Source organism: Pedococcus sp. KACC 23699 (assembly GCF_045348425.1).
Lineage (GTDB): Bacteria > Actinomycetota > Actinomycetes > Actinomycetales > Dermatophilaceae > Pedococcus.
In genome coordinates this window covers 3,243,860-3,263,964 of sequence record NZ_CP157483.1, presented here as the reverse complement: position 1 = coordinate 3,263,964, position 20,105 = coordinate 3,243,860, and the positions used below count along the sequence as shown (strand labels likewise).

Genomic DNA, 20,105 nt, shown 5'->3' with positions numbered 1-20,105 from the left:
GATCACCCTGCCATGGCTGGCTGGGCGAGGACCGGCCGGCTCAGCTCTGGTTGAACAGGCCGCGCGTGGTGGGCGCGGGGGCGCCTTCCTCGGCCGAGACCTCGACGTGGGCCGGGGAGAGCAGGAAGACCTTGGACGTCACCCGCTCGATCTGGCCGTGGAGGCCGAAGACGAGACCGGCGGCGAAGTCGACGAGGCGCTTGGCGTCCGAGTCGTCCATGTCCGAGAGGTTCATGATGACGGGCGTGCCGTCGCGGAAGCTCTCGCCGATGTTCTTGGCCTCGTTGTAGGTGCGCGGGTGGATCGTGGTGATCCGGTTAAGGGCACCCACCTCCACGTCGCGGACCACGCGGGCCACCGGGGTGCGCTGCGGCAGCGGGGTGACAGCAGCCGACCGCTCGGGCTGCGACGGCGACTCGGCGCGGGCCGGCTGCTCGTCGTAGTCGTACTCGTCGTACGCGTCGTAGCGCTCGTCGTCCTCGGCAAGTCCGAGGTAGACCATCGTCTTGCGCAGCGCCCCAGCCATTGAGAGCTCCTTCAGTGGTTCAGCAAACCCGAGTGGTTCAGAACCGGTGTGGTTCAGAAAAGTGTGTTCGTCCGTCCGAGGCGGTGCCTCGTCCGTGCTCGCGACCGAAGTTACCGGTGTGACTCGCGAGTTCCGAGGATTGCGCTCCCGACACGCAGGTGTGTCGCGCCGTGGGCGATGGCCGCCTCGAGGTCACCGCTCATCCCCGCCGAGATCCAGTCGGCCTCCGGGTGGTCCTCCCGTATGGCGCCGGCCACCTCCTGCAGGCGCGCGAAGGCCGGCGCGGGGTCACTGCCCAGCGGCGCCACCGCCATCACCCCGCGCAGGCGCAGGGAGGCGGAGTGGGCAACCGCGTCCGCGAGCGCTCGCGCGTCGGCGGGCGGCACTCCCCCACGTCCCGGCGCCTCGTCGAGGTTGACCTGCACCAGCACGTCGACGACCTTGCCGGCCGACTGGGCTGCGCGGCCCAGCGCCGTCACGAGCTTGGGGCGGTCCACGGACTGCACCACGTCGGCATACCCCACCACCGAGCCCGCCTTCTTGGACTGGAGCTGACCGATGAAGTGCACCTGCAGGTCCGCGCGGACGGCCACGTCGGCGAGCTTGGCCGATGCCTCCTGGTCGCGGTTCTCACCGATGTCGGTGACCCCCAGCCCGGCCAGGAGGTCGACGTCGGTCGCGGGGAAGAACTTGGTCACCGCGATGAGGGTCACCCCGGCCGGGTCTCGGCCGGCATCCTCGCAAGCGCGGACGATGCGTTCCCGCACGGCCTCGAGGTTGGCAGCCAGCTCGGTCCTGCGGTCGTCGGTCATGACTCCTCCAGGACGACGACGCCGGCGTACCGGCCCGTACGGCCGTCCCTGCGGTAGGAGTAGAGCGACGCACTCTCGCGGGCACAGCCCGGAACCCATTGCACGGCAACGCCTTTCGTATGCAGCTGGGCCACGACGCCGGAGGCCACGTCGATGGCGGGCGTCCCGGTCCACGACACGGCAGCCGCCTCCGGAGCCACGACCGACGCCTCGTCGCGCATCGGTGCCGGCACCTCGTAGCAGCGGCCGCAGATCGAGGGACCGACCACGGCGGAGATCTTCCGGGCCCCGAGGTCGCGCATCCGGTCGACCGCCACCTCGACGATGCGCGTCGTCATCCCCGGGCGACCGGCGTGCACCGCACCCACCACGCCGGCAGCCGGGTCCGCCAGGAGCACCGGCGTGCAGTCGGCGACGAGTGCTGCCAGTGCCAGACCCGGCGTCGACGTGACCACGCCGTCGGCGGGCGGGGGGCCCGCGTCGCCCCAGGGCGCGTCGACGACGAGGACGTCGTTGCCGTGGCACTGCTGCAGGAACAGCAGGTGGTCGCGCTGCACGCCCAGGGCCTGCGCCACGCGGGACCTGTTCTCCTCCACGGCCACCGGGTCGTCACCGACGTGGCCACCGAGGTTGAGCGCACCGAAGTCGCCCGTGCTGAGGCCACCCTCGCGGTCGGTGAAACCCCACTGCACCGGACCGGACCGACCACGCGCGAAGAACACGGCTCCACCCTATGGCCCGCTCCCCCGGACCGGACCGTCACCCGCCCAGCGGGGCCGGACACGCGTCAGGGGCGCCGGACCGACGTCGGTCCGGCGCCCCTGACGGCGCACTGCTGGGTCCTGCGGTGATGGCTACTTCAAGAAGTCCGGCACGTCGAGGTCGTCGCTCTCGTCGAACGTCACCGTGCGCGGCGGCCGGCCGGCCGGCTCCCGCGGCGCCGCCGGCTCCTGCGCCGGGACAGCGGGCTGGGACGGCTGGAACATCGGGTTCGGCTGCTCACGGTGGGGCTGGGCCTGCGGCTGCGCCTGGGGGGCGGGCGCCTGGGTCGGCTGGGCTGCCGGGGCGGACTGCGGCGCGGGACGCGAGGTGCCCTGCACCTGGCCGATGGCCCGGTCGTTGTCGCGCTTCAGGGGCGCGCCTCCGTCGAAGCCGGCGGCGATGACCGTCACCCGCACCTCGTCGCCGAGGGCGTCGTCGATGACCGCACCGAAGATGATGTTGGCCTCGGGGTGAGCTGCTTCCTGGACCAGGCGGGCAGCCTCGTTGATCTCGAACAGGCCGAGGTCGCTTCCGCCCTGGATGGACAACAGGACTCCGTGGGCGCCGTCGATGCTGGCCTCGAGCAGCGGGCTGGAGATGGCGAGCTCCGCGGCCTGGACGGCCCGGTCGTCACCTCGGGAGGACCCGATGCCCATGAGCGCCGAACCGGCACCCTGCATGACCGACTTGACGTCGGCGAAGTCGAGGTTGATCAGACCGGGCGTGGTGATGAGGTCGGTGATGCCCTGGACGCCGGAGAGGAGGACCTGGTCGGCGGACCGGAACGCGTCGAGCATGCTGACCGCGCGGTCGCTGATCGACAGCAGCCGGTCGTTCGGGATGACGATGAGGGTGTCGACCTCCTCGCGCAGGTTGCTGATCCCGGACTCGGCCTGGTTGGCGCGACGACGGCCCTCGAAGGTGAAGGGGCGGGTGACCACACCGATGGTCAGGGCACCCAGGCCACGAGCGATCTTGGCCACGACCGGCGCACCGCCGGTGCCGGTGCCGCCGCCCTCGCCGGCGGTGACGAAGACCATGTCGGCCCCCTTGAGGACCTCCTCGATCTCCTCGGCGTGGTCCTCGGCGGCCTTCTTGCCGACCTCGGGGTCGGCGCCGGCGCCGAGGCCACGGGTGAGCTCACGGCCGACGTCGAGCTTGACGTCGGCGTCGCTCATGAGGAGCGCCTGGGCGTCGGTGTTGATGGCGATGAACTCGACGCCCTTGAGGCCGACCTCGATCATGCGGTTGATGGCGTTGACGCCACCTCCGCCGATGCCGACGACCTTGATGACGGCCAAGTAGTTCTGTGGTGCTGCCACGGCGGTGGGCCTCTCCTGAATGCGTGCCTGAATGCGATGCGTAAATGTCTGGACGTCAAGTCGAGGGTTAAACTTATGTCAACTTTCCGGTGTCGCCGACGCTATGCGCTGACCGGGTGGCAGGCAAAGTTCGCGCCCGCGTGTCGCAGCACGGATTCGCCCGTTTTCCGGGTTTCTCGACCAGGGCCCCGGATCCGTCGTCACACCAGCCACATCTGCCCCACCGACACCACTGTCGCACGGAGCCTGCGCCAGCTTTCAGTGGGCCGTCAGTGGGCTGTCAGTGGGCCGGCAGTGGGCCGGCAGCGGGGCCGCGACGGGGCGCCTCAGCGCGTGACCGGGGTGTCCGGGGCGCTCACGTCGATGAGCTTCGGCGAGGACTTCAGCAGGGCCGTCATGATCGCCAGCTTGCGCTCGGGCTGGCTCACCCCACCCCACACGACGGTGGTCCGGCCGAGCTTGAGGGTGACGAGGTTGGCGCTGCTCACGGTCACGTTGGCGACCCGGTGCTGCATCGGGTCCGGGAGCACCCGGACGACGCTCACTGCAGCAGCCAGGGCGTCGTGGGACAGCGCCGCCTCGCTGGCGGCGTTGACCATGGGGATCCCCTTGGGCGCAGCGCTGACCTGCGCGTACGCCACCCCCTCAGCATCTACAACCTTTAGTTGACCTTGAGGGTTCTTGACCACGAGGAACGGCACCCGGGGGCTCGCGTGGATGACCAGCGTCCCCGGCCAGGACCGCTCGATCGAGACATCGGCGACCGTGGCGCGCTCGGCCACCCGGGCCGCGACGAGGGCCGAGTCGACCCGGGCCAGCGGCTGCCCGATGGGCACGCGGGCCAGGGCTCGGATCGGCGCGACCTCCGAGCGCGGCACCCCCACGACCTCGACGGTCCGGACCGCGAGGACCGGGCTGAAGGCGACCAGCCACACGAGCAGGCCGAGGACGACCAGAGCTGCGGCTGCATACGCGAGGAGGCGGACCGGTCGGCGCCGGACCTCCTGGGCACGGCGCTGGAAGCGGGCGGCGGAGGACGCCAGGCCGGTCGGCACGACCGACCGCGGCGACCGCCCCGGTCGCTGACCGCCGGTGGGACGGACGGACGAGCGCGCCGGCCGGGTTCGTCCCGTGGGACCCGAGCCGCTCACGAGCGACCCAAGGCCCGCAGGATCTCCGGGCCGATCATGGTGACGTCACCGGCACCCACGGTGAGGACGAGGTCCCCCGGTGCCGCGAGGTCGGCGACCGTGTCGGCGACGGCCGACCACGACGGGACGACCCGGACCTCGGCGCCGGGATCGAGCGCGAGCACGGCGTCAGCGACCAGGGCCGATGACACCCCGGGCACAGGATCCTCACGCGCGCCGTAGATCTCCATGAGCAGCACCACGTCGGCCGGTGCGAGCGCTGCGGCGAACTGCGACGCGAAGTCCCGGGTGCGCGAGTACAGGTGCGGCTGGAAGACCACGACGAGGCGACCCCGGTCCCCGACGAGCTCGGCCGCCGTGGTGACGACCGCCGCCACCTTGCCGGGGTTGTGCGCGTAGTCGTCGACGACGGTGACGCCCTCGGCCGATCCCTTGAGCTCGAAACGACGTCGGGTGCCGGTGAAGCCGAACAGCCCGTCCAGGACCCGAGTCGGGTCCTGGCCGAGGCCCTCGACGGCGACGGTGTAGGCGGCCGCGGCGTTGAGCAGGTTGTGGCGACCCGGGATGTTGATCCGCAGGGCGCGGTCCTGCCCGTCCGGGCCGGTGACCGTCACCCTGCTCATCAGCCCGCGCGACACCTCGTCGCGCAGGACGACGTCGGCGTCGGGAGACCAGCCGTAGGTCAGGACCCGCGTGCCGTCGGCGCGGGCAGCCAGGGCCAGCGACCGGGACCCGTCGTCGTCGTGGCAGGCCACCAGGAGGCCTCCGGGCTCGATGGATGCGGCGAACGCGGCGTAGGCCGCCTGCACCCGCTCGAAGGTGCCGTAGAAGTCGAGGTGGTCGGGCTGCACGTTGGTCACGACGCCGACCTCGGGGCGGTAGACGAGGAACGACCCGTCGCTCTCGTCGGCCTCCGCGACGAAGACCTCACCGGTCCCCCAGTGCGCGTTGGTGCCGTGCTTGGCCAGCTCTCCCCCGGCAGCGAACGAGGGGTCGATCCCGCAGTGCTGCAACGCCACCGTGAGCATCGAGGTCGTCGTGGTCTTGCCGTTCGCCCCGGCGACGGCGACGCGGCGCGAACCGGCCATGGTGCTGGCCAGCGCCTGTGAGCGGTGCAGGACCAGCAGCCCGCGCGCCCGCGCGGCGGCGAGCTCGAGGTTGTTCTCACGGATCGCGGAGGAGATGACGACGGTCTGGACGCCGTCGAGGTGCGACTCGTCGTGGCCGACGTGCACCGTCGCTCCCTCCGCCTGCAGAGCCGCCAGCACGGGTGACTCCTTGGCGTCCGAGCCCGACACCGTGCAGCCGCGTGCCAGCATCACCCTGGCGACACCGGACATGCCGGCGCCCCCGATCGCGATGAAGTGCACTGCGCCCAGATCCTCCAGCGGCGGCACCGGGTCGGTGAAGTCGAAGCGTTCGTTGGAGCCGTTCACCGGGTCGTCCCCGAACCGCCGGGTCCGCGCCCGGACGTGTTACCGGACTCGTGCCAGGCCCGGACCACGAGGTCTGCCAGCGCCTCGTCGGCGCCGCGGGTGCCCGATGCCGCGGAGGCCTCGGCCATCGCGTCGAGGCGGTCAGCGTCGATGACGAGCGGAAGCAAGGTGGTGTCGATCCAGTCGGGGCTCAGGGCTGCGTCGTCGACGATGACCCCGCCGCCGGCCGCGACGACGTCGGCGGCGTTGAACCGCTGCTCACCGTTGCCGATCGGCAGCGGCACGTAGACCGCGGGCAGCCCCACGGCGGTGAGCTCGCAGACGGTGTTGGCCCCGGCGCGGGCGACGACCAGGTCGGCCGCGGCATACGCGAGGTCCATCCGGTCGGCATAGGGCACGGTGACGTAGGGGGCACCCGGTCCCGTCACCTCCGGCACGAACTCCTTGCCGGCCCCGGTGAGGTGCAGGACCTGCACCCCGGCGGCGCGCAGGGCGCCGGCCCGGGCCGAGAAGGCGGAGTTGAGGCGCTGGGCGCCGAGCGAGCCACCGGTGACCAGGACGGTCGGCCAGTGGTCCTCGAGCCCGAAGTGGGCCAGCCCCTCCACACGCGAGGCACCCCGGTCGAGCCCACTGATCTCGCGGCGCAACGGCATGCCGATCGCGGTGGCGTGCGGCAGCGAGGTGCTCGCGAACGTCGTGGCGACGTAGCGGGTGATGCGCGCGCCCAGCCGGTTGGCGAGGCCGGGACGGGCGTTCTGCTCGTGGATGACGACCGGTATGCCGCGTCGCCGGGCCGCGATGTACGCGGGCGTCGAGACGTAGCCCCCGAAGCCGACCACGACCTGGGCCTGGGTCTGGTCGATGGCCCGCTCGGCCGCGGCCACGGCGGTGCGCAGGCTCGTCGGGAGCCGCAGCAGGTCGGCCGAGGGGCGGCGCGGGAGCGGGACCTTCGGCACGGTGAGCAGGGGGTAGCCGCGCTCGGGCACCAAGCGGCTCTCGAGCCCGGTCTCGGTGCCGAGGGCGGTGACGATGATGTCGGGGTTGCGCCGGCGCAGGCAGTCGGCGAGGGCGAGCAGCGGCGAGACATGGCCGGCCGTCCCGCCACCGGCCAGCAGGACCGACGTGGGGGTGTCAGGAGCCATCAGCGGTGCCGCCGCCCAGGGAGGACGGCGAGCGAGCGCCGGACCACCGACGGCTTCGCCGACAGCGCCTCGGCACACCCGGGCTCCTGGCGCGCGAAGGACAGCAACATCCCGAGCGCGAACATCGTCGTCATGAGCGAGGAACCGCCGTAGGAGACGAGGGGCAGGGGCACACCGATCACGGGCAGCAGCCCGATGACGGCGCCGATGTTGATGATGGCCTGGCAGACGATCCACGCCATGACGCCGGCGGTCGCGATCCGGACGAACATGTCCTTGCTGCGCAGCACGATCCGGTAGCAGACCAGGGTCAGGGCGCAGAACAGGCCGAGCATGACCAGGGTGCCGGGCAGGCCGAGCTCCTCGCCGAGGATGGCGAAGATGAAGTCGTTGTGGGCCTCCGGGAGCCAGGACCACTTCTCGCGGGAGGCGCCGAGTCCGACACCCCACCACCCGCCGTCGGCAAGGGCGTAGCGGCCGTGCAGGGGCTGGCGCGCCGCGCCATACGGGTCGGTGTCCTTGCCGAGCCACACGTCGAACCGGCCGAGGCGGTTGGAGCTGGTCACCGTCATGAGCACGGCCAGCGCGACGAACGTGGAGGTGCCCCAGATGAAGAAGCGCCGCGGCACACCGGCGGCGAAGAGCAGGGCGGCCACGATGGCGCCCATGATGAGGACGGTGCCGAGGTCGTGCCCGAGCAGCACCAGGCCGATCGTCGCCGCGGCGGCGGGGACGAGGAACGGCACGAGGACGTGTCGCAGCTGACCCAGCGAACGCCGTCGGGCTGAGAGCATCGCCGCGCCCACGAGGACGAGACCGATCTTGGCGAACTCCGAGGGCTGCACGGTGACCGGGCCTGCGCCCAGCCAGTTGCGGTTGCCGTTGACGGACACGCCGAGAGGGGTGAACACGAGCAGCTGCAGGAACAGCGCGCCTGCAAGGATCGGCAGGGAGAGCTTCTTCCAGGTGCGGATCGGCACGTGGGCGGCGATCGCCATCGCGATGCCACCGAGGACGGCGAACTGCAGCTGCTTGCGGAAGTAGACGTAGGGCGTGCCGTTGTTGGTCTGCACGAGCGACATCACCGAGGAGGCCGACAGCACCATGATCAGGCCGATGACGACCAGGACGACCGCCACCGACAGCAGCACGTAGTAGCTGGTCATGGGGGTGTCGAGTCGCTGCAACCAGCTGCCGAACTTCGAGGAGTCCTCACGGTCCGCGCCCTCGCGCAGCCTCGGCTTCGCGCTCGGTGCGGCGCTGACGCTGCTCACGACCGGCCCCCCTCGGGGTCGGTCGAGCCGTCGCCGCCGGCGGCACGGCCGGCGCCGCGACGGTCCACCGCAGCGGCGAACGCGTCACCGCGGGCGCCGTAGTTGGTGAACATGTCCATCGAGGCGGCCGCCGGGGCGAGCAGCACGACGTCACCGCTCCGGGCCAGCCCGGAGGCGTGCTCCACCACGACATCCATGACCCCAGTGTCCGTGCTCGGCACGTCGACCACGGGGACATCCGGTGCGTGTCGGGCCAGGGCCTCGGCGAGCACCGCGCGGTCGGCGCCGATGAGGACGACGGCCCGCAGCCGGGGCGCGGCCTCGCGGACGAGGTCCTCGACGTCCGCGCCCTTGAGCAGGCCGCCGGCGATCCACACGACGTGCTCGAAGGACAGCAGCGACGCCAGTGCCGCGTGGGGGTTGGTGGCCTTGGAGTCGTCGACGTAGCGCACGCCGTCGACCTCACCGCAGTCGGCGATGCGGTGCGGCTCGGGTCGGAAGCTGCGCAGGCCGTCGCGGACCGCGACGGGTGGGACGCCGTACGTCCGGGCGAGGGCTGCGGCGGCGAGGGCGTTCGCGACGTTGTGCGGGGCGAGCGTGGCAGCGTCGCCGCGGACGTCGTCGAGGGTGGCGAGCTCGGCGGCCGAGGTCTTGCGCTCTTCGACGAAGGCGCGGTCGGCGAGGATGTCGTCGACCACCCCGACCATCGACGGACCGGGCATCCCGAGCGTGAACCCGATCGCCCGGCACCCCTCCTGGACCTCGGCGTCCCGGACGAGCTGCTCGGTGGTGGGGTCCTGGACGTTGTAGACGCAGGCCACCTTGGTGTTGGCGTAGACCTTGCCCTTGGCGGCCGTGTAGTCCTCGAACGACCCGTGCCAGTCGACGTGGTCGGGAGCGACGTTGAGGCAGACCGAGGCGTGCGGGGCGAGCGAGTCCGACCAGTGCAGCTGGTAGCTGGAGAGCTCGACGGCGATGACGTCGTAGGGCTCCGGGTGCAGCACCGCCTCGAGGATCGGGGTGCCCACGTTCCCGGCCGCGGTGGCGCGCAGCCCGGCGGCCCGCAGCATGTGGGCGAGCATCGTCACGGTGGTGGTCTTGCCATTGGTCCCGGTCACGGTCAGCCACGGGGCCGGGCCGACGGCGGCCCTCATCCGCCACGCGAGCTCGACCTCGCCCCACACCGGTACGCCCGCCGCGGCCGCCGCCACGAGCAGGGGCTGGTCGGGCCGCCACCCCGGGGAGGTGATGACGAGGTCGGCGGCGAAGTCGGGCGGCATACCGGCGACGTGCTCGGCGCCGAGCCGCACGTCCACGTCGAGGATGTCGAGGATGCGGGCCCGCTCCCCCAGCGCCGTGTTGGCGTCGGGGTCCCCGGCATCGACGGCGACGACGTGCGCGCCGCGTTCGTTCAGGGCGTCGGCGGCCGCGAAGCCGCTCACGCCGAGCCCGGCCACGACGACCCGCAGGCCGCTCCAGTCCGCGCTGCCGTTCGTCAGCCCGTCGAGGCGTCCGCCGACCGGTGTGCTGCTCACTGCTGGTGTTTCCTCACTGCTGGTGCCACGTGCGTCGAAGAGGGTGGAAGTGGGCTGACAAGGCTATTGCGCCCCGACGACCCACTCGGCGTAGAAGAGCCCGAGGCCGAGGGCCACGAACAGCCCGGCGATGATCCAGAACCGGATGACGATGGTGACCTCGTTCCACCCGAGCAGCTCGAAGTGGTGCTGCAGGGGCGCCATCCGGAAGACGCGTTTACCGGTCATCTTGAACGACCCGACCTGGATGATCACCGAGAGGGTGATCGTCACGAAGAGGCCGCCGAGGATGATGATCAGCAGCTCGGTGCGGGTGGTGATGGCCAGCCCCGCGAGGGCGCCACCGAGGGCTAGGGACCCGGTGTCACCCATGAAGATCTTGGCCGGCGAGGCGTTCCACCACAGGAAGCCGAAGCAGGCACCCATGCAGGCCGCGGCCACCACGGCCAGGTCCCTGGAGTCGCGTACCTCGTAGCATTTCAGCCCCGGCGTGAGCTGGCAGTTCTGGTTGCCCTGCCAGATGCCGATGAGGACGTAGGCCGCGAAGACCATCACCGAGGCGCCGGTGGCGAGCCCGTCGAGGCCGTCGGTGAGGTTCACGCCGTTGGATGTGCCGGCGATCATGATGTTGGCCCAGATGACGAACAGGATCAGACCGACCAGGGTGCCCGCGAACGCCAGGTTGACCGGGGTGTCGCGAACGAAGGAGATGTAGGTCGACGCAGGGGTGCGGTGCTTGCCGTTGGGGAACTGCAGCGCCAGCACGGCGAACACGACCGCCACGAGCGTCTGGCCGGCGAGCTTCTCGCGTGAGCGCAGACCGAGGCTGCGCTGCTTGGAGATCTTGATGTAGTCGTCAAGAAACCCGACGAGGCCGAGGCCGGTCATGAGGAACAGCACGAGCACGCCGCTCCACGTCAGCGGTGTGCCGGTGACCAGGTGGGCCAGCCCGTATGCCGCGAGGCTCGACCCGATGATGACCGCGCCACCCATGGTGGGCGTGCCGCGCTTGGTGTGGTGCGAGGTCGGGCCGTCGTCACGGATGAACTGCCCGTAGCCCTGCTTGACGAGGTACTTGATGAACATCGGCGTGCCGAACAGGGCGCCCACGAGGGAGACGACGGCAGCGATCAGGACCGCCTTCACGTCGCGTCCTCCTCGTTGTCGTAGACCTCGTCCGGTGCGCCGGCGGCTGCCACCCTGTCCCCGAGCCACCGTAGACCGGCGTCGCGGCTGGACTTGAACAACACGACGTCACCGGGTCGAAGATTCTCGACGAGCAGGTCGTGGGCGGCGTCGGCGTCCGGGACCCAGACGGCCTCCTCGCCCCACGAGCCCTCGTGCTGGGCCCCACTGGCCATCGGCCGGGCCACCTCCCCGACGACGACGAGGCGCGAGATGTTGAGCCGGACGGCGAGCCGTCCGATGGCGTCGTGCTCGGTGGTGGACTCCTCCCCCAGCTCGAGCATCGAGCCGAGGACGGCCCAGGTGCGGCGGTCGTGGCCCTGCGCGTCCCGACCCATCGCGGCGAGGGCCTTGAGGGCGGCGCGCACCGAGTCGGGGTTGGCGTTGTACGCGTCGTTGACGACGGTGATGCCGTCAGCCCTCTCGACGACCTCCATCCGCCAGCGTGAGGCGGGGGTCGCGCCGGCGAGGGCCTCGACGACCGAGTCGAGCGACAGGCCGCACTCGAGGGCGGCGGCGACGACGGCCAGGGCGTTGCCGACGTGGTGCTCCCCGTGCAGCGGGAGGGTCACGTCGGCCTCCCCGGCGGGGGTGAGCAGCCGGAAGGTCGGGCGTCCGGCCGAGTCCAGGACGATGTCGTCGGCCCGAACGGCGGCATCGGGGGCGGTCCCGACGAGCTGGACGCGCGCACCCGTGCGCATGGCCATCGCGCGCACCACCGAGTCGTCGGCGTTGAGGACGGCGAGGCCGTCGGAGGGCAGGGCGGCGACCAGCTCGGCCTTGGCGACACCGATCGCCTCGCGTGAGCCGAACTCGCCGACGTGGGCCGTGCCGACGTTGAGCTCGATCCCGATCCGGGGTGGCGCGATCGTCGTGAGGTACTCGATGTGCCCGATCCCCCGGGCGCCCATCTCGACGACGAGGAAGCGGGTCTCGGGGGTGACGCGGAAGACGGTGAGGGGGACGCCGACCTCGGAGTTGAGGGAGCCCACGGGAGCCACCGTCGGGGCGGCCGCCGACAGGACGCTCGCGAGCAGGTCCTTGGTCGAGGTCTTGCCGGAGGAGCCGGTGATGCCGATGACGGTGAGGTGGGGGTGCCGCTCGACGACGGAGCGTGCGAGGGCGGCCAGTCCGGCCTGGATGTCGTCGACGACCACGCAGGGCAGGTCGGGCACCTCGAGGGTCGTCATCGCGGCCACCGCACCGAGCTCTGCGGCCGGCCGGACGAACTGGTGGCCGTCCATCTGCTCGCCCACGCGGGCGATGTAGAGCCCTCCCGGGCCGGCCTCCCTGGAGTCGGTGACGACGGGGCCGTCGACGACGAGGCGGGCAGCCTCGTCGTCGGTGATGCCGTGGAGCCGTCCACCGGTGATGGTGGCGATCTCCTCGAGGGACAGCGGGATCACAGCGTTCCTCCCGTGGGGGCGGCGACCGCGCGCAGGGCGCGGGCCACCTCCTCGCGGTCGTCGAAGGGGTGGATGGTGCCGGCCACGTCCTGGCCGGTCTCGTGGCCCTTGCCCACGACGGCGACCACACTGCCGGGGCCGTGCGCACGGCCCAGGCGGATGGCGGCGTCGATGGCGTCGGCACGCCCGCCCACGTCGTGCAGGTCGTGGGTGCCGCCGACCGACGCCGCGTCGCGCGCGCCGTCGAGGACGGCGGCGCGGATCACGGCGGGGTCCTCCGAGCGGGGGTTGTCGTCGGTGACGACGACGACGTCGGCTCCGAGGGCGGCCGCGCGCCCCATGGCCGCGCGCTTGCCGCGGTCGCGGTCGCCACCGGCGCCGAGCACGACGACCAGGGCGCCTTGGGTCTCGGGACGCAGGGCCTTCAGGGCGGCGGCGACGGCGTCCGGGGTGTGGGCGTAGTCGACGACGACGAGCGGCAGGGACGCGTCCGGTGACCCGTCGACGGCGCCGTCGACGGACTGGTCGAGGGTGACCTTCTCCATCCGGCCGGGCACGTGCGGGTCGCTGCGCAGGGCCTGCTCGACCACCGCGGGCTCGAGGCCGGAGTCGAGCAGGGCCAACGCGGCCATCGCGGTGTTGACCCGGTTGAAGTCACCGGGCAGCGCCGAGCGCAGCCCCAGCGTGGTGGTGCCGTCGGAGAGCGTGAAGCCGGCCGGGTCGGCGTCCTGCCCGGCGACCAGGTGCCAGTCGGCCTCGACGTCGGCCAGCGAGGTCATCGTGGTGACGGGCACACCAGCCAGCTCGGCCAGCTCGCGGCCCCACTCGTCGTCGACGCAGACGATCCCGCGCCGGGACCGCTCCGGCGTGAACAGCGAGGCCTTCGCCAGGAAGTAGTCCCGCATCGTCGGGTGGAAGTCGAGGTGGTCCTGCGACAGGTTGGTGAACAGCGCGACGTCGTAGACCACGCCGTCGACGCGGTGCTGGCTCAGCGCGTGGCTGGAGACCTCCATCACGCAGGAGTCGACCGACCGTTCGCGCATGACGGCGAGCAACGCGTGCAGCACGGTCGCCTCCGGTGTGGTGCGCATGCTGCGCAGCCGCTCGTTCCCGATCCGGGTCTCGACGGTGCCGATCAGGCCGGTCGTCCGTCCCAGCGCGGTCAGGGCGGAGTCGATGAGGTATGCCGTCGTCGTCTTGCCGTTCGTGCCCGTGACCCCGAACAGCCGCAGGCCGAGGTCCTCGGTGCCGTAGAGGGCTCGGGCGACGGGGCCGACGACGCTGCGCGGCTCCTCGACCACCACGGTCGGCACGCTGACGCCGTCGGCAGCGAGCACGGCGACCCCGGCGGCGTCCGTGAGGACGGCGACCGCGCCCGCCTCCACCGCGCCTGCGGCATACCGGGCACCGTGGGCGTTGGCGCCCGGCAGGGCGGCGTAGAGATCGCCGGCCACGACGTCCTGGGAGGCCAGGGTGATGCCGGTGACGAGGACGTCCTCACCCGTGACCGTGCCGCCCACGAGGGAGGCCACGGCGGAGATCGGGGTGGCGTGGAGCGACGCCGGTCGGGGGGATGGCACGGACAGCGAGCCTACCGTCAGTGCCCGGCCCGGGCTGCGCTGGACGCCTTGTCCCGCACCACGGAGGGGTCGCTCGGGTCGGGCGTCGGGTCGGCCTTGATCTTGACCACGGGCGGCTTGGTGCCGGTCGGGGGCACCTGCAGCTCCTGCAGCGCGTAGGTCATGACGTCCTTGAACACGGGTCCGGCCACGGCGCCGCCGAAGTAGCCCTTGATCGGACGCTGCAGCGTCACGGCGACGACGATCTCGGGGTCGTCGGCGGGCGCGAACCCGATGAAGCTCGCCGTCTTGCCCGAGTACCCGCCGACCTTGGCGTCGTAGCGGTCCGCGGTGCCGGTCTTGCCCGCGACGCGGTAGCCGGGGATCTTGGCCTCGGGGGCGGTGCCCTCCTTGCCGACGACGCCCTCGAGCATGTCGCGGACCTCCTTGGCCGTCTCGGGCGAGACCACCCTGATGCCCTTGGCCTTCTCGACCGGCGTGTAGTTGCCGTGCCCGTCGCTCGTGGCGGCGACGATCCGCGGCGGGATCCGGACGCCGTCGTTGGCGATGGTCTGGAAGACCCCGGCAGCCTGCAGGGCGTTGACCGACAGGCCCTGTCCGAAGAGCACGGTGTAGCGCTGCGAGCCGTTCCAGTCCTTGACGTTGGTCAGCAGGCCCGGGCCCTCACCGGGGAAGCCCATGCCCGAGGTCGCCCCGAGGCCGAACTTCTTGAAGTAGCTGTACATCGTCGTCGCCTTGACCTTCTCGCCGGCGAGGATGGTGCCGATGTTGCTCGACTGCGCCAGGACGCCGGCGAAGGTGAGGTACTCGGTCGGGTGGTCGTGGCTGTCCTTGAACTCCGTGCCGGAACGGTGGATCCGGTTGGGCACCTCGACCACCGTGGACGGGGTGATGGCACCCTCCTCGATGGCCGCGGCCGCCGTCATGACCTTGCCGGTCGAACCGGGCTCGTAGACGTCGTTGAACGCCTTGTTGGTCCAGTTCTCGGTGGACTGGCCCGGCTGGTTGGGGTCGAAGGTCGGGTAGGACGCGACGGCGAGGAGCTCACCGGTCTTGACGTTGGTCACGACCACGGTGCCGGACAGCGCCTTGGTCTCGATGACCTTCTGCGCGACGGCGTTCTGCGCGAACCACTGCAGGTCGGAGTCGATGGTCAGCTTGACGTCCTTGCCCGGCACCGACGGGATCGTCTCCTGCCGGGCGTTCGGGATCGCCCGGCCGTCCTGGGACTGCTCGAACATCGTCTTGCCGGCCTTGCCCTTGAGCGTGGAGTTCATGAGGACCTCGAGGCCGCCGCCGGGCGACCCGTCGGACTGGACGAAACCCACGAGCGAGGCTGCTGCGGTCGAGGTCGGGTAGTTGCGGTCGGTGGTCGCCTCGGAGTAGATGCCGTTGATGCCGAGCTCGGAGATCTTGCGCCAGTTCAGCGGCGTGACGTTCTTGGCCAGCACGCGGTAGCGGGAGGTGCCGGTCAGGTTGGTGACCAGCGTGTCCACGGGGATGCCGAGCAGGGGCGAGAGGTCCTTCGCCGCGCCGGCGACGCCAACCACGGCGCGCACGCCGTTGACCGGCTTCACGTACTTGGTCACCGCGGTCTGGTCCACGGTGACCGTGCGGCGTTCGACGCTCGAGGCGAGGATCGTGCCGTTGCGGTCGACGATGGAGCCGCGCATCGCGGGGTAGACGATCGTGCCGAGCCGCTTGGAGGCTGCGGTCTGGGAGACCCCGGAGGCGTCGAAACCCTGCAGGCGCAGCAGCTGGGCGCCGAAGACGCTGAAGATGAACAGGACCGCGACCGTCATGGTGCGCATGCGGCGACGCGGGTTGGACCCGTCCAGGCTCACGCGGCGGCCGGCCGGACGCCTCGGCGGGGCGGTCGGGCGCCTGGGTGGGCCGCCCTGGCCGCCCAGGCGCTGTGCCTGGGCGGCGGGATGCTTCGGGTCGGACGCCGACCGGGCGCGGGCCGGGGCCGCCGTGGGGCGGCCGGCGCTGCCCGAGGTGACGCGTTCCTTGGCCCCGGGTGCGCCCTGCGCCGGACGACGACGTGGGGCCTCACCGTTCGGGACACGGGGGCGCTGGGCTCCGGGGCGAGTGCCTCGGGTCTGCGTCACTGGGTACCTCGTGTCTGCGGTGGGTCGGGGACGCCCTGTCAGGGCTTGGGGGTGGCCGGCGTCGACGGTGACGCGGCCGGCTTCTTCGCCGGGGTGGTCGTGCTCGTGCTCGTGGTGGTCTTGCTCTTGGCGTCGACGCTGGTCACCGTCGTGACGAGCGAGCCGTCAGGCTTGGTGACCTTCACGGTCGTGGTCGTCACGTCCCCCTTCGAGCTGACTGCCGTCTTCGGCCCCGCGTCCTTGGACGCTGCGGACGTCGAGGACGGAGCCTGCGGAGCCGTGACCACGGTAAAGCCGGCCTGCTTCTTCGCCGCGCTCGCCACGCCGAGGACCTTGCCGTCGCTGAGGCGCAGGAACGCCGCGGAGTCGGCGGGCACCATTCCCAGCTTCTCGGCACGGGCGGCGAGGTTGGCGGGGCTGCGCTGGGCGTCGATCGACTGGGTGAGCGCGTCCTGGGTGTCGGTGAGCTCACCAGAGGTCGCCTGGAGGCGGTGCAGGGTGAACGACCCCTCGGCCATGGCGGTGTTGAGCATGAGGAGGGCGACGAGGCCACCCACCAGCAGGGTCATGCAGAGCGCAGCGAACACGGCGTTGCCGGGCTGCCCGATCGCGGCGGGGACGACCCGCAGGGGCTGGGGCGACGCCTGCCGGCGCAGGGGTGCCCGAGGAGCGACCCTCGCCGTCGCAGTCTGCTGGCTCATCGGTGGTTTCCCTTCGTTGCAGTGGAAAGTCGGGTGCGCTCGGCGGCCCGCAGGCGCACCGAGGCAGATCGGGGGTTGGCGGCCTGCTCGGCGGCGGACGCCTCTTCGGCGCCGCGGGTGAGCAGCCGCAGGTATGGCGCGTGCTCGGGGAGCTCGACGGGCAGGCCCTGCGGGCTGCTCCCCTTGGCTCCCTGCGCCAGCACGCGCTTGGTGATGCGGTCCTCGAGCGAGTGGTAGGACAGGACGGCCACCCGGCCGCCGACCCCGAGCGCATCGATGACTCCGGGCAGCGCCCGCGCCCAGACGGACAGCTCGGCGTTCACCTCGATGCGCAGCGCCTGGAAGGTCCGCTTGCCGGGGTGGCCACCGCTCTTCTGGGACGCGGCGGGCACGGCCTTCTTGAGGAGCTCGACGAGCCGGCCCGAGGTCGTGAACGGCTCGGTCTCGCGCTCGCGGACGACCGCTGCGGCGATCTTGCGGGCGAACCGCTCCTCGCCGAACTCGCGCAGGATGCCCTCGAGGTCGGTCGCGGAGTAGGTGTTGAGGACCTCTGCGGCAGTGATGCCGGTGGACTGGTCCATCCGCATGTCGAGCGGTGCGTCCTGGCTGTAGGAGAACCCCCGATCGGTTTCGTCGAGCTGCAGCGACGAGACGCCGAGGTCGTAGAGGCTGGCGTCGACGTGGGTGACGCCGGCCTCGGCGAGCGCCCGCGGCACCTCGTCGTAGACGGCGTGGACGAAGGTCGTGCGACCGGCGAACCGGTCGAGCCGCTCGGCGGCGAGCGCCAGCGCCTCCTGGTCGCGGTCGATGCCGACCAGGCGGGCCTGCGGGCAGCTTTCGAGGATCGCCTCCGCGTGACCGCCCATGCCGAGGGTGCCGTCGAGGTACACCGCGCCGGGCCCGGTCAGCGCCGGGGCGAGCAGCTCGACGATGCGGTCGCGCAGCACGGGAATGTGCCGGTCGGCGGCCATTCCTCGTGAGTTCATCGCGGTGCTCCTGCTCGGGTCCTGCTGCGGGTGTGGTGCGGGGGTGGTGCTGGTCGTGCGGGGTGGATCGGTGCTCCCGTCCTGCTGTGCTGGACCCTGCGGTCAGGTCTCCATCCGCTTCGAGGAGTGCGGCCCGGGACGGGGGAAGTCGTCCCGGGATGCGAAGCGGCTGGAGACCTGGCGACAGGGGCCGTGGGCACGAGTGCCCGCCGGTGCGTCACAGCAGGCCCGGGATCACCTCCTCGGACTGGTCGGCGAAGCCCTGCTCGGTGCTCTCGAGGTAGGTGTTCCAGGCGTCGGTGTCCCAGACCTCGACGCGCGACCCGGCGCCGATGACGGTGCAGTCGCGGGTCAGCCCGGCGTAGGCGCGCAAGTTGGCGGGGATGGTGACGCGGCCCTGCTTGTCCGGCACCTCGTCGGAGGCGCCCGAGAGGAAGACACGGGTGAAGTCGCGGACGGCCTTGCTCGTGGTCGGGGCGGACTGCATCTGCTCGGTGACCCGGACGAACTCCTGCATCGGGAAGACGTACAGGCAGCGCTCCTGGCCACGGGTGACGACCAGCCCGTCGGCCATCCGCTCGCGGAACTTCGCGGGGAGGAACAGGCGGCCCTTGTCGTCGAGCCGGGGGCTGTGCGTCCCGAGGAACACGGCGCCCCCTTCCCCTGCCTGAAGCCACAGGACCCCACGGCCCTCTTGTTTCCCCCACTTTACTCCACCAACACCCCCACAGGTACCCAGTTGCGCACGTTTTCCTCATCTGTTCGGCTGTTTCTGCAGGTCATGCTGGTGGTGGAAAGTGGTGGGGAGATCCCGCACCTCGACCGCCGATCGACCCGTCGACAGAGCGCACGGCGACGAATGAACCGTCGATGGGCCTCATGCGACGATCCACGCGCCGTTCCGGGCACCGATCGGGCGCCCCGGGCGTTCCCGAACCAGTCCGACAGGTCACGAGACGGCATACGTGCTGTCCCGGTGGGGCGATGTGGGGGAAGATCGAGCCATCCCGAGGGCGCAGCGTTGCGACCCCGGAATCGACGGAAGGACAGCCGGTGCAGGGTGGGTACGAGGACCAGGGCGGGGGCCCGCGCGGGGCGGTGCACGGATCGTCCGCTGGAGCGCCGGGCACGACGGGACGCCAGGACATGAGCGGTCGACCGCGCCCGGGCGGCTCAGCGACCCCGGTGTCGGAGGGCCTGCTCTCCTTTCCTGCCGGCTCCCCCGCCTCCCTGGGCCAGGTGACGGAGGTCGCCGGACGGCTGGCGAGGGCGATGAACTCCGTCATCGAGGGCAAGCCCGATGTCGTGCACACGGCGATCACGGTGCTGCTCGCCGAGGGGCACCTGCTCCTCGAGGACGTGCCGGGTGTGGGCAAGACCATGCTGGCCAAGACCCTCGCCCGCACGATCGACTGCTCGGTCCGCCGTGTGCAGTTCACGCCGGACCTGCTCCCCAGCGACATCACCGGCGTCAGCGTGTTCAACCAGGACGTCCGTGACTTCGAGTTCCGGCCCGGGGCGATCTTCGCCAACGTCGTGGTGGGTGACGAGATCAACCGCGCCTCCCCCAAGACCCAGTCGGCGCTGCTGGAGTCGATGGAGGAGGGCCAGGTCACGGTCGACGGCCAGACCTACGACCTCCCGAAGCCGTTCATCGTCATGGCGACCCAGAACCCCATCGAGATGGAGGGCACCTACCCCCTCCCCGAGGCCCAGCGCGACCGGTTCATGGCCCGCATCTCCCTCGGCTACCCCTCGTCGCGCGCCGAGGTCGCCATGCTGGACAGCCACGGACAGGTCTCTCCGCTGGAGACGCTGAGCCCCGTCACCGACGCCGCCACGATCACGGCCATGGTCAAGGCGGTCCGGTCCGTGTTCACCAGCGACGCCATCAAGCAGTACGTCGTCGACCTCTCGTCGGCCACCCGGTCCAGCTCGGCGCTGCGCCTGGGTGCCTCACCTCGAGCGACCCTGCACATGCTGCGGGCTGCCCGGGCCCACGCGGCGCTCGAGGGTCGCGACCACGTGCTGCCCGACGACGTGCAGGCGATCGTCGTCCACGTCCTGGCCCACCGCGTCATCCCCACCGGCGAGACCCAGCTCGCCCGCCGGAGCACCGGCGAGGTCCTCCAGGACCTGATGCGGCGGGTGCCGGTCCCTGCCGCCGGCCGCTGAG

Annotated in this window: 17 protein-coding genes; 1 reads left to right on the top strand and 16 read right to left on the bottom strand. The window is 71.6% G+C overall.

What is annotated here, in order from left to right:
* Window positions 1-40 precede the first annotated feature (40 nt).
* The 16 genes from ABEG17_RS15335 to mraZ form a co-directional block, all read right to left on the bottom strand.
* Entirely contained in the window at window positions 41-526 is a 486-nt protein-coding gene (locus tag ABEG17_RS15335) for a cell division protein SepF (RefSeq protein ID WP_406830345.1), read from the bottom strand.
* A gap of 110 nt (window positions 527-636) precedes the next feature.
* On the bottom strand, window positions 637-1,338 hold the full coding sequence (locus ABEG17_RS15330) for a YggS family pyridoxal phosphate-dependent enzyme (RefSeq protein ID WP_406830344.1): 702 nt from the start codon (window positions 1,336-1,338) through the stop codon (window positions 637-639).
* On the bottom strand, window positions 1,335-2,060 hold the full coding sequence (gene pgeF / locus ABEG17_RS15325) for a peptidoglycan editing factor PgeF (protein ID WP_406830343.1): 726 nt from the start codon (window positions 2,058-2,060) through the stop codon (window positions 1,335-1,337). Before pgeF ends, ABEG17_RS15330 begins: the two co-directional genes overlap by 4 nt.
* Before the next feature lie 132 nt (window positions 2,061-2,192).
* Window positions 2,193-3,422, bottom strand: coding sequence for a cell division protein FtsZ (gene ftsZ / locus ABEG17_RS15320; RefSeq protein ID WP_406830342.1), 1,230 nt, complete (start codon window positions 3,420-3,422; stop codon window positions 2,193-2,195).
* 326 nt (window positions 3,423-3,748) lie between these two features.
* Window positions 3,749-4,477: a cell division protein FtsQ/DivIB gene (locus tag ABEG17_RS15315; RefSeq protein WP_406830341.1), complete on the bottom strand. Its 729-nt coding sequence runs from the start codon at window positions 4,475-4,477 to the stop codon at window positions 3,749-3,751.
* Window positions 4,478-4,569: 92 nt separating this feature from the next.
* Window positions 4,570-6,009, bottom strand: a complete 1,440-nt coding sequence (murC, locus tag ABEG17_RS15310) for a UDP-N-acetylmuramate--L-alanine ligase (protein ID WP_406830340.1) — start codon at window positions 6,007-6,009, stop codon at window positions 4,570-4,572.
* Window positions 6,006-7,151, bottom strand: coding sequence for an undecaprenyldiphospho-muramoylpentapeptide beta-N-acetylglucosaminyltransferase (gene murG, locus ABEG17_RS15305; RefSeq protein WP_406830339.1), 1,146 nt, complete (start codon window positions 7,149-7,151; stop codon window positions 6,006-6,008). Before murG ends, murC begins: the two co-directional genes overlap by 4 nt.
* Window positions 7,151-8,425 carry a putative lipid II flippase FtsW gene (ftsW, locus tag ABEG17_RS15300; RefSeq protein ID WP_406830338.1) on the bottom strand — a complete coding sequence of 425 codons (1,275 nt, stop codon included), beginning with the start codon at window positions 8,423-8,425 and terminating at the stop codon, window positions 7,151-7,153. Before ftsW ends, murG begins: the two co-directional genes overlap by 1 nt.
* Window positions 8,422-9,960 (bottom strand): UDP-N-acetylmuramoyl-L-alanine--D-glutamate ligase, encoded by a 1,539-nt coding sequence (gene murD / locus ABEG17_RS15295; protein WP_406830337.1) that lies wholly within the window; start codon window positions 9,958-9,960, stop codon window positions 8,422-8,424. The genes ftsW and murD overlap by 4 nt, the downstream gene beginning before the upstream one ends.
* 63 nt (window positions 9,961-10,023) lie before the next feature.
* Window positions 10,024-11,106 (bottom strand): phospho-N-acetylmuramoyl-pentapeptide-transferase, encoded by a 1,083-nt coding sequence (gene mraY / locus ABEG17_RS15290; RefSeq protein ID WP_406830336.1) that lies wholly within the window; start codon window positions 11,104-11,106, stop codon window positions 10,024-10,026.
* Entirely contained in the window at window positions 11,103-12,551 is a 1,449-nt protein-coding gene (murF, locus tag ABEG17_RS15285) for a UDP-N-acetylmuramoyl-tripeptide--D-alanyl-D-alanine ligase (protein ID WP_406830335.1), read from the bottom strand. The genes mraY and murF overlap by 4 nt, the downstream gene beginning before the upstream one ends.
* Window positions 12,548-14,131, bottom strand: coding sequence for a UDP-N-acetylmuramoyl-L-alanyl-D-glutamate--2,6-diaminopimelate ligase (locus ABEG17_RS15280; protein ID WP_406830334.1), 1,584 nt, complete (start codon window positions 14,129-14,131; stop codon window positions 12,548-12,550). Before ABEG17_RS15280 ends, murF begins: the two co-directional genes overlap by 4 nt.
* A 17-nt stretch (window positions 14,132-14,148) precedes the next feature.
* Window positions 14,149-15,942 (bottom strand): peptidoglycan D,D-transpeptidase FtsI family protein, encoded by a 1,794-nt coding sequence (locus tag ABEG17_RS15275; RefSeq protein ID WP_406830333.1) that lies wholly within the window; start codon window positions 15,940-15,942, stop codon window positions 14,149-14,151.
* Between the two features lie 338 nt (window positions 15,943-16,280).
* The gene (locus ABEG17_RS15270; RefSeq protein WP_406830332.1) at window positions 16,281-16,943 is read right to left on the bottom strand and encodes a hypothetical protein; all 663 of its coding nucleotides are present in this window, start codon (window positions 16,941-16,943) and stop codon (window positions 16,281-16,283) included.
* Entirely contained in the window at window positions 16,940-17,929 is a 990-nt protein-coding gene (gene rsmH, locus ABEG17_RS15265) for a 16S rRNA (cytosine(1402)-N(4))-methyltransferase RsmH (RefSeq protein ID WP_406830331.1), read from the bottom strand. Before rsmH ends, ABEG17_RS15270 begins: the two co-directional genes overlap by 4 nt.
* A 217-nt stretch (window positions 17,930-18,146) precedes the next feature.
* Entirely contained in the window at window positions 18,147-18,578 is a 432-nt protein-coding gene (gene mraZ, locus ABEG17_RS15260; RefSeq protein WP_406830330.1) for a division/cell wall cluster transcriptional repressor MraZ, read from the bottom strand.
* A 497-nt stretch (window positions 18,579-19,075) separates the two neighbouring features.
* Between mraZ and ABEG17_RS15255 the strand changes: the two genes are divergently transcribed.
* Window positions 19,076-20,104, top strand: coding sequence for an AAA family ATPase (locus tag ABEG17_RS15255; RefSeq protein WP_406830329.1), 1,029 nt, complete (start codon window positions 19,076-19,078; stop codon window positions 20,102-20,104).
* The last annotated feature ends 1 nt before the right edge of the window (window position 20,105 follow it).

What these genes read in the sequence shown, in the direction of transcription:
- rsmH (WP_406830331.1), bottom strand. Translation starts at nt 17,929, where the DNA reads ATGAACTCACGAGGAATGGCCGCCGACCGGCACATTCCCGTGCTGCGC.
- ABEG17_RS15275 (WP_406830333.1), bottom strand. Translation starts at nt 15,942, where the DNA reads ATGCGCACCATGACGGTCGCGGTCCTGTTCATCTTCAGCGTCTTCGGC.
- murG (WP_406830339.1), bottom strand. Translation starts at nt 7,151, where the DNA reads ATGGCTCCTGACACCCCCACGTCGGTCCTGCTGGCCGGTGGCGGGACG.
- ABEG17_RS15255 (WP_406830329.1), top strand. Translation starts at nt 19,076, where the DNA reads ATGAGCGGTCGACCGCGCCCGGGCGGCTCAGCGACCCCGGTGTCGGAG.
- ABEG17_RS15270 (WP_406830332.1), bottom strand. Translation starts at nt 16,943, where the DNA reads ATGAGCCAGCAGACTGCGACGGCGAGGGTCGCTCCTCGGGCACCCCTG.
- ABEG17_RS15330 (WP_406830344.1), bottom strand. Translation starts at nt 1,338, where the DNA reads ATGACCGACGACCGCAGGACCGAGCTGGCTGCCAACCTCGAGGCCGTG.
- ABEG17_RS15335 (WP_406830345.1), bottom strand. Translation starts at nt 526, where the DNA reads ATGGCTGGGGCGCTGCGCAAGACGATGGTCTACCTCGGACTTGCCGAG.